Origin of the sequence: Fulvimarina thalattae, assembly GCF_040239565.1 — a bacterium.
GTDB lineage: Bacteria > Pseudomonadota > Alphaproteobacteria > Rhizobiales > Rhizobiaceae > Fulvimarina.
Map to the genome: position 1 here is coordinate 30,853 of NZ_JBEHWS010000008.1, position 13,132 is coordinate 43,984.

The window sequence follows — 13,132 nt, forward strand, 5'->3', positions numbered from 1 at the left end:
CTCCTCTGTCGGAAACCCGTCAAAGCCCGGCATTTCGGGATTCGGGGGCTCGCTCCGCGTCTTGTATCCGTTTGGTCCCCAAAAGCCGTCGCTTCGTTCCCGTCAGGCTCATCCCTGCGCAAGCTTGAGACCCGATAAGGGTTAACCGGTCCTTAACGAATGGCGGGCGGCGATACCGCGTGCGTTTTTCGCTTCGGGCCAGACCAATTTGACTGCTGGTACCGAAAGCGAAGGCAAAAGCCATGGCGATCGACACGATGAAGAGCGCGCCCATCGCTGCAATCGGCTCTGACGGTGGCGCCGCACCCACCAAAGGTGGCCGCGAAATCATCTTCGCCATGGCGGTGGTGTTTGTCCTCACCGTCCTGTTCGTGCCCATCCCGCCGATGCTCATCGATATGGGGCTCGCCCTGTCGATCGCGCTCGCGGTTCTCATCCTCATGGTGTCGCTCTGGATCGAGAAGCCGCTGGAATTCTCCGCCTTCCCGACGGTTCTGCTTCTCGCGACCATGCTGCGCCTCTCACTCAACATCGCCACGACGCGCGTCATCCTTTCGGAGGGCCATGAAGGCGTGAACGCCGCCGGCTACGTCATCGGCGGGTTCTCGAACTTCGTCATGGGCGGCGATTTCTTCATCGGCATCGTTGTCTTCGTGATCCTGATCGTCGTCAACTTCATGGTGATCACCAAGGGCGCGACCCGTATCGCGGAGGTCGGCGCACGCTTCACCCTCGACGCGATCCCCGGAAAGCAGATGGCGATCGACGCCGATCTCTCAGCCGGCCTCATCAACGACAAGGAAGCTCAGTTCCGTCGCAAGGAGCTGGAGGAGGAGTCCTCCTTCTTCGGCGCGATGGACGGTGCCTCGAAATTCGTGCGCGGCGATGCGATCGCCGGTCTCATCATCACCGCCGTCAACATCTTCGGCGGCATCATCATCGGCATCATGCGCCACGACATGGATGCGGGTGCGGCAGCCGACGTCTTTACCAAGCTGTCGGTCGGCGATGGTCTGGTCTCCCAGATCCCGGCTCTCGTCATTTCGCTTGCCGCCGGTCTTCTCGTCTCGAAGGGGGGAACCCGCGGAGCGGCCCAGCTTGCCGTCGTCGGCCAGCTCGGCAAATATCCGCGCGCTCTGTCGGTCGCCGCCGGTCTGATGGTTCTACTCGCCATCATGCCGGGCTTGCCCTTCGTGCCGTTCACCGCGCTCGGCGGAATGCTCGCCTTCGTCGCCTATGTGATCCCCAAGCGGCGCGCCGAAGCCGTTGCCCAGGACGCAGCCCAGAAGAAAGCCGAGGAAAAGGCCGCTGTCGCGACCGAAAAGAATTCGGTCAAGGAAAGCCTCAAGATCGTCGAGATCGAGCTGGTTCTCGGCAAGCAGATGTCAGCCCATCTGCTTCTCCAGCGCGACGAGCTTGCCCACCGAGTCCAGAAGATGCGCCGTCGCTTCGCCTCGCGCTACGGTTTCGTTGTCCCCGAGATCAAGCTGTCCGACGATCTCGCGATCGGTTCGAAGAACTACGAGATCAAGATCCACGGAACGACGGTCGCCACCCAGGAGATGCGCCTTGGCGAGCTCCTCATCGTGCTCGGCGACCTGCCCCCGCCGGAAGTGCCGCACGACATGACCAAGGAACCGGCCTTCGGCATGAAGGCCGCCTGGATTTCAGAGAGCTTCTCCTCCGAGGTCAAGCGTCAGGGTCACGAGCCGATCGACACGCTCACCATCGTGCTCACCCACCTTTCGGAGATTCTGCGCAACAACCTCGCCCAGCTCCTGTCCTACAAGGACATGCGCTCGCTGATCGATCGGCTGGAGCCGGAATACAAGCGCCTGATCGACGAGATCATCCCGACCCACATGTCCTATTCGGGTCTCCAGTCGGTGCTGAAACTCTTGCTCGCCGAACGCGTCTCGATCCGGAACCTCAACCTGATCCTCGAAGCCATCGCCGAGATCGCCCCCCATGTCAGGCGCTCCGAGCAGATCGTCGAGCATGTGCGCATGCGCATGTCCCAGCAGATCTGCGGCGACCTCCTGCACAATGGAACTCTTTCGGTGCTGCGCCTCGGCAATCAGTGGGATCTTGCCTTCCATCAGGCCCTCAAGCGCGATGCCAAGGGCGACGTCGTGGAGTTCGACATCGATCCGCGCGTCGTCGAACAGTTCGCCGAGGAAGCGACAAAGATTATCCGCGAGAAGATGGATCAGGGCGAAGTCTTCGCGCTCGTCGCGGCGCCCGACGCACGTCCATACGTGCGCATGATGATCGAGCGGATCTTCGTCAATCTGCCCGTGCTCTCCCATGTCGAGATCGCGCGCGGCGTCGAGCTGAAGTCCATCGGATCGATCTCGTGAGCGAAGCCGCCTCAGCGCTCGTCTTTGCGCATTTTCTGATCTTTTGCCGGATCGGCACCTGCCTCATGCTGCTGCCCGGCTATTCCTCGAACCGCATTCCGGCGCAGGTTCGTCTCTTTCTCGGCTTCGCGATCTCGCTTGCCCTGTCACCGCTGCTTCTTCCGCTCATCGAGCCGCTTGTCCTCGGTGCGAGTGATGCCGATCGCCTGAAGCTGATCTTTTCGGAGATAATGACAGGGTTCTTCATCGGCCTGCTTGGCCGGTGTTTCCTGATCGCGCTTTCCTTCGTGGGCTATGTCATCGCCAATGCCATCGGAATGGGCCAGCAGCTCGGTCCGGTCTATGAAGACGCTCCCGATCCGGTGATCGGAACGTTGATCACTTTGACCGCCACAACGCTGATCTTCGTTACGAATCTTCATGCCGAGATCGCTCGCGCTCTCGTTGATTCTTACAGCGCGCTTCCGGCGGCAGACGGTTTCGGTGTGCAACCGAGCCTGATCAGTCTTACCGACAATCTCGACCTCACCTTCGTTCTGTGCCTGCGCATTGCGAGCCCGTTCGTGCTCTATGCGATCATCGTCAATTTCGCGATCGGCCTCGCAAACAAGCTGACGCCTCAGATTCCGGTTTACTTCATCTCGCTCCCCTTCGTCCTTGCCGGTGGTCTCGTCCTCTTTGGCTACGTGATCGGCGACTTCCTAATCATCTTCATGAACGGCTTCGAAGGTTGGGTGCTGAACGGATGAGCGGCGATTCGAGAAAGAAAGAAAAACGGCTCGAGCGCGTCCTCAAGGTTCAGATCCAGAAACGGCAGATCGAGGAATGGGCCTTGGCGCAGCTCAAGCAGAAGCGCTTCGAGATCGATCAGGTCGATCAAGCGATCCTCGAAAGTCTCGATCCCAAATCCGACCTTCATGGCCTCTTCGTCGAAGCCAAGGTCAAGAGCCTGCGCCGCAACGATGTCGTGCGCCGGGAGAACGAGGCGAACCTCAAGGAAGGCGAGACCCGCCTCGCCGAAGCGCGCCGCCGCGAGAAGGGCGTCGAACGCAAGGTGAAGCGGGCAGGGCGGGATGCCGCGGCCGAGGAAGACGCTGCCGAACTCGACGGCCATATCGAAAGCTTCCTCGCGCGGCTTTCAAACAGTCTCGGATAAGCCGACGCGCTTAAATTCCTTAACAAGACGTTTCCGCCGCGAAGAGAAAGGCGCCATCCGCCATGAGTTCATCGCCGATCGAAGGGATCAAGCCCGTTCAGATGGCCGATGCCGAGCCCGTGGCCCGCATGGCGCCGCGCGTCGCGCACGAAGTCGATAAGCTAAACCCGATGCAGGAATTTGAATCCTTCGCCCTGCGCAGCTTCGTGGAATCCATGCTGCCTTCCGAAGCATCGAACTTCTTCGGCTCGGGCACGGCCGGTAATATTTGGCGCTCAATGATGGCCGAACAGATCGGCGAGCAGATTGCGCGGGCCGGCGGCATCGGCATCGCGGAGACGGTCGCCAAGGATCGCGGCATCGAAACCGAGGCAAAAAGCGAAATCCGAACTCAGGAAGGCCAGAGCGCGCGGATGCGCTTCGACGCCGTCCTCGCTTCGACCACGAAGCTGTAAATTGAACCTACGGGGAGAATCACCTCATGCAGACCGCCCTTACCAACGCTGTCGATCGCCTCGAAGCGGTGCTCACGCGTGAAAACGATGCCCTGGCCCGTGGCAGCCAGATCGATCTCGTCGAAACGGCGGGCCGCAAGAACCAGTCGCTGCTCGAACTGACGCGGCTGACGCGGGGACTCACCGCCGAAAGCTTCGACGGAGAAACGCGCGCGCGCCTCACGGATCTGCGTCAGCGCCTCGATGACAATCAGGCAGTGCTTGCACGCCATGTGAAGGCGAGCCACGAGATCTCGGCGATCATGGCGAAATCCATCGAGGCTGCCGACTCGGACGGCACCTATTCCAGCCGGCCTGAATTTGCAGGACGTGTCCGGTGATCAAGTTCATCATCGTCGGCGTCTGGGCGACGATTGTCGCCCTCGGCTCCAGCTACACGGCAATGACGCTTTCGGGCAGCGACGAGGAAGTCGCAGGCGAAGATAAGGCGGATTACTATGCCGGGCTCGATTATCGCTCCACCGACGCGATCACCGTTCCGATGATCGCGGACAGGAAGCTGCAGGGCTATATCATCGCGCGATTCGTCTACACCATCGACGGGAAGGTGGCGTCAAGGCTTGCGGTGCCGCCAGAACCCTTCGTTTTGGACGAGGCCTTCCGGCGGCTCTACGCCAGCGAGGATTTCGACTTCGAAAATCCTTCGCGCTACGACCTGCCAGCCCTGATGAATACGATCAAGACCTCGGTCAACGAGCGCTATGGAGAGGAGCTGGTCAATGAAGTGCTGATCGAGCAGTTCGACTACATCCCCAAGGGATCGACCCGCTCTCCCGCCTGAGGAATTCCCAAACAGATCAAAACAGAAAGCCGGGACGTCCTCGTCCCGGCTTTCTTGTTTCAGATTGTCTTGTCGTGGTTTTATCAGCCGCCGAAGATGCTGCTCAGCAGACCTGCTGCGCCGACGCCCGTCTCACGATAGACGCCGCGACCACCTTGGCCCTCCGGGCCGATCACGACGACCTTTGTGCCGTTTGGCACGCGGTTGTAGAGATGCGCCACGTCCTCGTTCATCATGCGGATGCAACCCGACGAAAGGCGCCGGCCGATGGTCCAGGGCTGGTTCGTGCCATGGATGCGGAACAGCGAATCCCGGCCGCCCCGATAGAGGTAGAGCGCGCGGGCGCCGAGCGGGTTCTTGGGCCCGCCAGCCATGCGTGCTGGTAGAATATGGCCCTTGCGGCGCTCACGTGCGATCATTTCCTTCGGCGGGATCCAGGTCGGCCATTCCGCCTTCCGGCCGACCTTCATGTTGCCGGACCAGCCGAAGCCTTCCTTGCCGACGCCGACGCCGTAACGGGTCGCCCGGCCACCCTGCTCGACGAAGTAGAGATAACGCCGGCGCGTATCGACGATGATCGTTCCCGGCCGCTCGCGCGTCTCGATGCTGACATTTGTGCGATTGAAAGCGGCCGAAGGACGGCGCTGCTGCATCATCGTGCGACGCATCACGCGCGGATTGTCCGCCGACTCCCAGGTTCCGGTCGCGTAGTTGTAAACACGCGAGTCCGCATTGGCGCTGACGACAGAGCCGAGCGCCACAGCACCGCAAACAGCGGCGCCGATAAGCCACTTTGCAAGGGACATCAGTTTTCTCCAGCCGATGGTCAGACCTTTTTGCCTGGTCTTTGACCTATTTTAAACACAATTTAGCCGTTTTTCCAATTCGCTAGGGCGCTGGAAGTTCCGTCTATCCGAAAAAATTTACGCAAAGGTATGTACGGGCTCTCAGAGCACGACGACCTTTGTTCCGACGCGGGCCCTCTGATAGAGGTCTTCGACATCCTGATTGCGCATCCGGATGCATCCCGAGGAAACGGCCTGACCGATTGTCCAGGGCTGGTTGGTGCCATGGATACGGTAGAGGGTGGAGCCGAGATAGAGGGCGCGCGCGCCGAGCGGGTTTTCAACGCCGCCCGGCATGAAGGCTGGCAAAATCCGGCCTTTCTTCTTCTCGCGGGCAATCATCTCCTTCGGCGGGGTCCAGCTCGGCCATTCCTTCTTGGCCGTGATCTTGTGCGTTCCACGCCATTCAAAACCCGGTTTGCCGACGCCGACACCGTAACGCATGGCCATTCCGTTTGCTTCGACGTGATAGAGGAAGCGCGCATTCGTATCGATGACGATCGTACCGACCGACTGATGGGTTTGATAAGGGACGCGTTGCGGCAGGAATTCCGGCGATATCACGCGCCGCGGCGCGACCTCGCGGACCGGCGCCTGCCATGTTGCGGCCGAGCGCGGATAACGCGGCTGGGCCGCCTGACGCGGCGCGGGCGGCTGCGGTGCATAGCGCGGGGCGGGCGGTTGCCGGCGGATCACCTGACGTGTGCCGAACGGGTCGGGCGAGAAGATGCTGCGCCCGCTGCGGACATGCTGGCGCGGCGGTGCGCCGCCGAAAACGACGCCGGCTGCGTTGACCCGTTGCGAGCGCTTCAATTGCTGCAGCCAAGCGTTGCGCGCATGTTGCGGCGCCACGACCGGCTGTCGCTGATAATAGCGCTGGTCGGCCTCGGCCGGTGAGACTGTTGTGCCGAAGGAGGCGGCGGCAAGAAGCGCCGCGAGGGTCAGGGCGATTTTCGGAAGATGGTGATGCATGCGGTCCGTCCAATCGAAGCGCCGGCTCTGAGCCGGCTGAGTGCCTTCGATTGTGTCCGGCGTGGGAAACCGAAACGTTAAGCGTCTTCTTCCAGCATTCGGAAAGGTTAATTTTCCGTTTCCAATTGGTGCGGCGCGGCTGTCACGCCACGGTGTGTCCGATCTCGGCGTTGAGAAACGCTTCCGCATTCGCAAGGGACTTCTCTCCGGTCGACGTGCCAAAAACCTCGAAGACGTGGCAGCCGCCGTTGTAGAGCGAAATCTGAGCGGCATTCCCCGCCGCCTGCCAGCGCATCGCCATGAAAAGCGTGTCGTCGAGCAGCAGATCCTTCGTGCCGCAGGAGAAATAGGCCGGAGGCAGCGAGCTGAGATCGGCATAGAGCGGAGAATTCTTAGGATCGCGCAACGCCGCCGGGGAGGGCACGGCGAGCGAGGAGAACGTGGCGACGTCCCGCGTGTTCAGGATCAGTCGCTCCTCGCCGAAATTCTTCACGCTCGGCGTCATCCCCATGTCGTAGCACCCGGCCACGAGCAGCGCGGCCCGAAACGGCTGGGCTCCGGCTTCGTCACGCATGCGGATCAGCGTAAGTGCCGAGAGATGTGCCCCGGCCGACTCGCCTCCGATAGCCAGCCAATCACTCGGCAGGCCAGCAATTTCGCCGGCTGAAAGAGCGAGAGCAGCCTCGAAGCAATCGTCGCCAGCCGCCGGAAACGGATACTCCGGCGCCAGCCGGTAGTCGACGGAGACTGTTGCAAGCCCAGTCGCTTCGGCGAGACGGCGGAGACGAGGATCGTTCTCGACCGTATTGCCAAAAACCCAGCCGCCGCCATGGATGTGAAAGAATGTTCCGCGGGCTTCCCGTGTCTTCGGCCTCAATACCCGCAGGGGGATTTCGTGACCATCTTTGCCTGAAACGTTGAGCATTTTGGCATCGGGGTCCGGATCGCGCAGGGGAAAGATACCTTTGCCCTCCAGCCGTGCCTGTCGAACCGTCTCGATCGGCACCGACCACGTGTCCGGGCGGCTTTCATGCTCGCGGCGGAGATGGGCATTGAGGTCGCGCAGATCGTCCGGGATGCGATCGGGATCGAAGGTGGAGGCGTCGGGTAGAGAGGACATTGAGGGTCGGATGGCCTGCCATTTGCGAGGTGTCTGCTGGCGCATCATCTAGACCCGGCGCCAAAGCTGGCCAGTTGAGGATGCGGATGTCAGCACGGCCCAAAAAGAGGACGCGATGCAGCAGCATATCGAAACGATCGAAATCGCAACGCGCGGACAAGGTTTTACCGATGTGACGTCGGAAATTGCCAGCAGTCTGAAGGCTGCGGGAGCCAGGGACGGGCTGGTGACCCTTTTCATCCGCCATACATCGGCCTCGCTGACGATCCAGGAAAACGCCGATCCCGATGTGCGGCACGATCTTCTGAACGCGCTCGACCGGCTGGCTCCGGAGGATGGCGTTTACGTCCATACCATCGAGGGACCGGACGACATGCCGGCCCATATCAAGACCATGCTGACGGCTACGAATCTCGCCGTTCCCGTCTCAAAGGGACGGATGATGCTCGGCACGTGGCAGGGTATCTACCTCGTCGAACACCGCGCCCGCCCGCATCGGCGTGAGGTCGTCATCCATTTCGCCGGCGAGATCGCGAACGGCTGACCGGCCGAATCTTCGCGCCGCTCCATCGATCCTATCGTGAACCTCGCCGTTATCGAACCAGATCGCCGTCTGCGGCATTCGAGTGTCGACAGGATATCGGCGCCGACCGCGCTAGAATTGTCCTCATCAAACCCAGCGAAGGCCTATCCCAATGGAATTCATCACCCTCCAACCCCTCGTCGCGCTGATCGCGGGCGTCCTGATCCTCATCATGCCCCGGCTTCTCAGCTATATCGTTGCCCTCTATCTGATCTTCGTCGGGCTGACTGGTCTGTTCCCCGATCTCCTCAACCAGATCGGAGCGGGTGGCTGATCGATGAGTAAGAGCCAGGAACGCGTCGTCGTCCTCGGTGGAGGGGCAGGCGGCCTTGAACTCGCCTGCCATCTGACCGGAAAAGAGGGCATATCCGTCACGCTTGTCGACGCGAACGGCTCGCATGTCTGGAAGCCTCGCCTCCACGAATTCGCTGCCGGCACGGTGGATTCGACACTCTCCGAGATGAGCTTCTACATGCTTGCGGCGATGCGTGGCTTCACGTTCGAGCAGGGGCGGGTCATCTCGATCGACCGGCAGGCGAGGACGGTTCGCCTCGCTGCCGTCCGCAGCCAGCACGGCTCCATCGAAGGCCCCGAGCGCGATGTCGAGTATGACAGGCTGGTCGTCGCCCTAGGCGGCGTTACGCCGGATTTCGGAACCGAGGGCGTTGCCGACCACGCCGTGCGGCTCGATGATAAATCCGATGCCGACGATTTTCGCGATCTCTTCATCGCCGCAATCCTGCGCGCCCGCCAAAATGGCGAACCGGCAAAAGTCTCGATTGTCGGCTCAGGCGCGACCGGAACGGAACTTGCGGCCCATCTGAGAGTCTCGGAACGCGGCTTCATCAACCAGGCGGTTCTTGAAAGCCATCAGCGGCTCCTCGACATCACCATCCTGGAGGCAGCGCCTGAGATCATGCCGGGCGCATCGGACCAGCTCCGCAAGGCCGTGCTCGATCGTCTTTCCGCGCTCAACATCGATACGAGAGCGGATGCGAAGATCGCGGCCGTGGAGAAGAATGCCGTCGTCGCTGCGGACGGCGAGCGTTGGCCGACGGACATCACGGTCTGGGCCGCCGGCCTCGTCGGCAATCCCTGTCTAGAGGGCCTCTGCGATTTCGATATGGACAGCAAGCATCGAATTTCCGTGGACACCAAGCTGCGCACCACGGTTGACGAGCGCATCTATGCCCTTGGCGATGCTGCGAGCTTCAAGCCTGCGCCGGACGCCGCGCCTCTGCCGCCGACGGCACAGTGCGCCAGCCAACAAGCGACCTATCTCGCCAAAGCAATTCCCAAGGCGATCGACGGCGCAACGCCCGACGATTTCAAATACAATGATCAGGGCCGACTTCTGTCACTCGCACGCGGCGGCTCAGTCGGCAGCATCAGCCCGTTCCGATCGAAGAATGACATTCTCGTCCACGGCCAGTTCGCGCAGGCGGCTTATCACTCCATCCAGCGGCGCCACCAATGGTCCGTGCTCGGCTATCTGAGGGGAACTGTGGCGATCTTCGCTGATTCGATCTCGCCGGCCAAGGGACCGGCCCTCAAGCTGCACGGCTGACGCCGTATTGGCGTTTGGGCGTCAGATCGATGGGCCAGTAAGTTTCTCGGAGAGCCGCCCCACGGCATCCTGCGCCGATTTGAGTGCCGGATAGACGTCGAGCACCTCTCGATAGACTTCGAGCGCCTTCTCGTCCTGCTTGGTGCGCTCCAGAATGAGCGCGAGTCCCATCAGGGCACCCCAATGGCGCGGTTCGCGCACGAGGGTCTGTTCGATATCGGAGATTGACTTTCCATACTGGCCGCTCGCGAAATGCGCGGTCGCGCGGCGGTTCCACGCTTCGGCATAATCCGGTTCCAGCACGAGAACCTGATCAAGGAGATCGAGCACGGTCTCGCTCTCCTTTTGTCCCATGGCCCGGGTTGCGCGTCGCATCAAAAGATCGATCGTGTCACTGCCGCTGTCGTGCCAGCGCCGCTGGATCTTGCGCGCCGTGCGCTTGGCTTCATTCTCGTCGCCGATCTTTTTCAGTTCGGCAAACAGCGTATCCAGCGTCTCGGGCTGCTGTTCGCCGGGTTCTGCAAGATCGGTCGAGGGAGCCTCTTCACCTTCCTCGGGCGGCATCTCGGCAGTGCCGTCCTCATCGTCGTCGAGGGGGCCGCCGAATGCTTCCGGGGGTATTTCGGGGTCCGCGTCCGGCGCGGGCCTTACCATCGGGCCTTCGTCGCCGGATTCGGGCGGGAGCGGCAGCTCCGGCATCGTGCCGGGCGCGCCCTCGTCGGGATTGATGACCGACGGATCGTCGGTTTCCTGCGCGGTGGCTGACATCGGTGTCAGGCCGAGAGCGGCCGCGAGAAGGATGGCGGACGGAAAACGAAAAACGGCTTTCATGAGCCCGAGACTATCGACCTCATGAAAGCCGTCAAACTGAAAATGCCGTGAGACGTGTCGAAAAGACGATACGCCTCAGGCGATTTTCCATACGCGGTATCAGCCCTGGCGGGCCTTGAAGCGCGGGTTCTGCTTGTTGATGATGTAGATGCGGCCCTTGCGGCGCACCATGCGGTTTTCGCGATGGCGGGACTTGAGGGCCTTCAGCGAGTTCTTGATCTTCATATCGGTCTCCCGGTCGTCTCTTTAGCGACGGGATCGAGTTTACCTGCCGCCGCGCAAACAAAAAACGCGCCGTAAGACGCGTTCGTCCATTCAGATGTGTTGACAGCGATTTATCCAGCGCCAGCCCGAATGTCAACGCCGTCGGCGTGTTCCGACGGCAAACTATGACATCTTCACGACAGCCGTTTCAGCCGCGTGAAATGGCCCATCTTCCGGCCCGCCCTCACATCGATCTTGCCGTAGTGGTGCAGCACGACGTCGCTTTCGCCAGCGAGCGTCTCGATCTTCTTGATCTCGTTGCCGATCAGGTTTTCCATCACGCAATCGGAATGGCGCTTCGGATCGCCGAGCGGCAGGCCGGAGATCGCCCGGATGTGTTGCTCGAATTGCGAGATTGCGCAGGCAGCTTCGGTCCAATGCCCGGAGTTATGAACCCGCGGCGCAAGCTCGTTGACGAGAATCGTCTCGTCGTCGCGCACGAAGAATTCCACGCCCACGACACCGACATAGTTCAGCTTTTCGAGAATCTTCCCGCCCGTCTCGACCATCCGCTCCGAAACGAGCGGCGTCACCCGTCCCGGCACTGTCGAGCGCCTGAGGATGCCGAGGCTGTGTTCGTTGTCGGCAGGATCGTAGCAGGCGACGCTGCCATCCTTGCCACGAGCCGCAATCAGCGAGGCTTCGTAGGCGAAGGGTACCTTGCCTTCGAGAATCGATGGCTTGGAGCCGAGGCTCTCATAGGCGTCGGCGACCGGGCCTTCCTTGCGGATGCTCGCCTGTCCCTTGCCGTCATAGCCGAAGCGGCGGGTCTTCAGGATGCAGTCGGTGCCGATGTCGATGAGGGCGTGGCCGAGTTCCTCCACGCTGTCGATCGCACGCCAGGGCGCCGTCTCGATCCCGATGCCATTGAGAAACGCCTTCTCGACCACGCGGTCCTGCGCGACTTCCAGCGCCTCGGGCGGCGGGAAGAGATCGGCCTCGACGATCGCCTGCCGGGCAGGGGCCACGGGCACGTTCTCGAACTCATAGGTTACGACGTCGGAATGGCTTGTCAGTTGGGCGAGGGCGCGCAGGTCGTCATAGGCTGCGACGATCGCCTCGTTCGCCACCTGGAAGGCCGGCGATTCCTTGTTGGGATCGAGAACCAGCGTGCGATATCCAAGCCGTGCTGCGGCCATGGCGAGCATCCGGCCGAGCTGTCCACCGCCGAGAATGCCGATGGTCGATCCGGGGCCAAGAGCGCTCATCGGGCCTGCTCCTCGTCGACAGGGGTTTCTGCGACGCGCTCGCTCTGAGCCTTGCGGTATGCGTCGAGGCGCCTCGCTATGCCTTCGTCGGCCAGCGCCAGCACGCTCGCCGCCATCAGCGCCGCATTCACGGCGCCCGCGCGCCCGATCGCGAGGGTCCCCACGGGCACACCCGCAGGCATCTGAACGATGGAAAGCAAGCTGTCCTGACCCTTCAGCGCCTTCGACTCGATCGGCACACCAAACACCGGAAGCGGCGTCATCGAAGCCGTCATGCCGGGCAGATGCGCCGCACCGCCGGCACCGGCGATCACCACATGGTAGCCGTTCGCCTTGGCGTTGTTCGCAAAGTCGTAGAGCCGGTCCGGCGTGCGGTGAGCCGAGACGATCTTCGCCTCGTATCCAATCTCAAGCTCGGTCAGCGTATCGGCGGCGTTCTTCATGATCGGCCAGTCGGACTGGCTGCCCATGATGATGGCGACGCGGGGCATGGTGGTCTCGTCGGTCACGCGATGATGTCCGGAATGATCTGGTCTTCGAGTTCCTGCAGGCGGTCCTTGATCAGGAGCTTCTTCTTCTTCATGCGCTGAATCCGCAGCTTGTCGCAGCCATGAGCTTCCATGGCCTCGATCGCGGCATCGAAATCGGCATGCTCCTGGCGAAGCTTTGCGGTCTGCAGCCGCAGCAAAGCCTGTTCCTGGTCCGCCATCGCATCCTCTTTTCGTCTTTCGGCGCAAACGCGAATCGTTCGCGAAAACGTGTTCGCGTCAAATCTGGCGGCTGTTTAGCAAAACACCAACATTCACGATAGCGGGCACGAAACCAAGTTGCTCGAAGCCTTATGGAAAGGTTCGACAGCAAGACAGTTTTGTGACACGCTTTGACTGTTCTGCCCGGATGGGTTCAGGCCCGCCGGGCGCCCAACGGAAG

The 13,132-nt window shown here is 61.6% G+C and carries 17 protein-coding genes; 9 read left to right on the forward strand and 8 right to left on the reverse strand.

The features are described from left to right. Window positions 1-242: 242 nt before the first annotated feature. The 6 genes from flhA (at window position 243) to ABRA89_RS11935 (ending at window position 4,812) form a co-directional block, all read left to right on the forward strand. The gene (gene flhA, locus ABRA89_RS11910; protein WP_349941701.1) at window positions 243-2,360 is read left to right on the forward strand and encodes a flagellar biosynthesis protein FlhA; all 2,118 of its coding nucleotides are present in this window, start codon (window positions 243-245) and stop codon (window positions 2,358-2,360) included. Beyond that, window positions 2,357-3,109, forward strand: coding sequence for a flagellar biosynthetic protein FliR (locus ABRA89_RS11915; protein WP_349941702.1), 753 nt, complete (start codon window positions 2,357-2,359; stop codon window positions 3,107-3,109). Before flhA ends, ABRA89_RS11915 begins: the two co-directional genes overlap by 4 nt. Beyond that, window positions 3,106-3,516 (forward strand): hypothetical protein, encoded by a 411-nt coding sequence (locus ABRA89_RS11920; protein WP_349941703.1) that lies wholly within the window; start codon window positions 3,106-3,108, stop codon window positions 3,514-3,516. The genes ABRA89_RS11915 and ABRA89_RS11920 overlap by 4 nt, the downstream gene beginning before the upstream one ends. A 62-nt stretch (window positions 3,517-3,578) precedes the next feature. Further along, on the forward strand, window positions 3,579-3,971 hold the full coding sequence (locus tag ABRA89_RS11925) for a rod-binding protein (protein ID WP_349941704.1): 393 nt from the start codon (window positions 3,579-3,581) through the stop codon (window positions 3,969-3,971). A gap of 26 nt (window positions 3,972-3,997) precedes the next feature. Beyond that, window positions 3,998-4,351 (forward strand): flagellar protein FlgN, encoded by a 354-nt coding sequence (locus ABRA89_RS11930; protein ID WP_349941705.1) that lies wholly within the window; start codon window positions 3,998-4,000, stop codon window positions 4,349-4,351. After that, complete coding sequence (locus tag ABRA89_RS11935; RefSeq protein WP_349941706.1) at window positions 4,348-4,812, forward strand: hypothetical protein; 465 nt, start codon at window positions 4,348-4,350, stop codon at window positions 4,810-4,812. Before ABRA89_RS11930 ends, ABRA89_RS11935 begins: the two co-directional genes overlap by 4 nt. An 83-nt stretch (window positions 4,813-4,895) precedes the next feature. Here ABRA89_RS11935 and ABRA89_RS11940 read toward each other — a convergent pair whose 3' ends face one another. From ABRA89_RS11940 to ABRA89_RS11950, 3 genes are all read right to left on the reverse strand, one after another. Next, window positions 4,896-5,618 carry a L,D-transpeptidase gene (locus tag ABRA89_RS11940; protein WP_463671288.1) on the reverse strand — a complete coding sequence of 241 codons (723 nt, stop codon included), beginning with the start codon at window positions 5,616-5,618 and terminating at the stop codon, window positions 4,896-4,898. Between the two features lie 141 nt (window positions 5,619-5,759). Further along, entirely contained in the window at window positions 5,760-6,629 is an 870-nt protein-coding gene (locus ABRA89_RS11945) for a L,D-transpeptidase (protein WP_349941707.1), read from the reverse strand. 142 nt (window positions 6,630-6,771) lie between these two features. Continuing rightward, on the reverse strand, window positions 6,772-7,749 hold the full coding sequence (locus tag ABRA89_RS11950) for an alpha/beta hydrolase (RefSeq protein ID WP_349941708.1): 978 nt from the start codon (window positions 7,747-7,749) through the stop codon (window positions 6,772-6,774). Window positions 7,750-7,864: 115 nt separating this feature from the next. Here ABRA89_RS11950 and ABRA89_RS11955 point away from each other — a divergent pair, with 115 nt between their 5' ends. From ABRA89_RS11955 to ABRA89_RS11965, 3 genes are all read left to right on the forward strand, one after another. Then, complete coding sequence (locus tag ABRA89_RS11955) at window positions 7,865-8,293, forward strand: secondary thiamine-phosphate synthase enzyme YjbQ (RefSeq protein ID WP_349941709.1); 429 nt, start codon at window positions 7,865-7,867, stop codon at window positions 8,291-8,293. A 151-nt stretch (window positions 8,294-8,444) separates the two neighbouring features. Then, window positions 8,445-8,606 carry a DUF3096 domain-containing protein gene (locus ABRA89_RS11960; protein WP_349941710.1) on the forward strand — a complete coding sequence of 54 codons (162 nt, stop codon included), beginning with the start codon at window positions 8,445-8,447 and terminating at the stop codon, window positions 8,604-8,606. 3 nt (window positions 8,607-8,609) lie between these two features. After that, window positions 8,610-9,899, forward strand: coding sequence for an NAD(P)/FAD-dependent oxidoreductase (locus tag ABRA89_RS11965; RefSeq protein WP_349941711.1), 1,290 nt, complete (start codon window positions 8,610-8,612; stop codon window positions 9,897-9,899). A 21-nt stretch (window positions 9,900-9,920) separates the two neighbouring features. Here the strand turns inward: ABRA89_RS11965 and ABRA89_RS11970 are convergent, their stop codons facing one another. The 5 genes from ABRA89_RS11970 to ABRA89_RS11990 form a co-directional block, all read right to left on the reverse strand. After that, complete coding sequence (locus ABRA89_RS11970) at window positions 9,921-10,730, reverse strand: tetratricopeptide repeat protein (RefSeq protein WP_349941712.1); 810 nt, start codon at window positions 10,728-10,730, stop codon at window positions 9,921-9,923. 99 nt (window positions 10,731-10,829) lie between these two features. Next, window positions 10,830-10,955, reverse strand: coding sequence for a type B 50S ribosomal protein L36 (gene ykgO / locus ABRA89_RS11975; protein ID WP_007067880.1), 126 nt, complete (start codon window positions 10,953-10,955; stop codon window positions 10,830-10,832). Between the two features lie 173 nt (window positions 10,956-11,128). Further along, complete coding sequence (locus tag ABRA89_RS11980; protein ID WP_349941828.1) at window positions 11,129-12,262, reverse strand: 5-(carboxyamino)imidazole ribonucleotide synthase; 1,134 nt, start codon at window positions 12,260-12,262, stop codon at window positions 11,129-11,131. Then, complete coding sequence (purE, locus tag ABRA89_RS11985) at window positions 12,199-12,711, reverse strand: 5-(carboxyamino)imidazole ribonucleotide mutase (RefSeq protein WP_349941713.1); 513 nt, start codon at window positions 12,709-12,711, stop codon at window positions 12,199-12,201. The genes ABRA89_RS11980 and purE overlap by 64 nt, the downstream gene beginning before the upstream one ends. Continuing rightward, a complete protein-coding gene (locus tag ABRA89_RS11990) occupies window positions 12,708-12,911 on the reverse strand; it encodes a YdcH family protein (RefSeq protein WP_349941714.1) in 204 nt (67 codons plus the stop codon). The genes purE and ABRA89_RS11990 overlap by 4 nt, the downstream gene beginning before the upstream one ends. Window positions 12,912-13,132 lie beyond the last annotated feature (221 nt).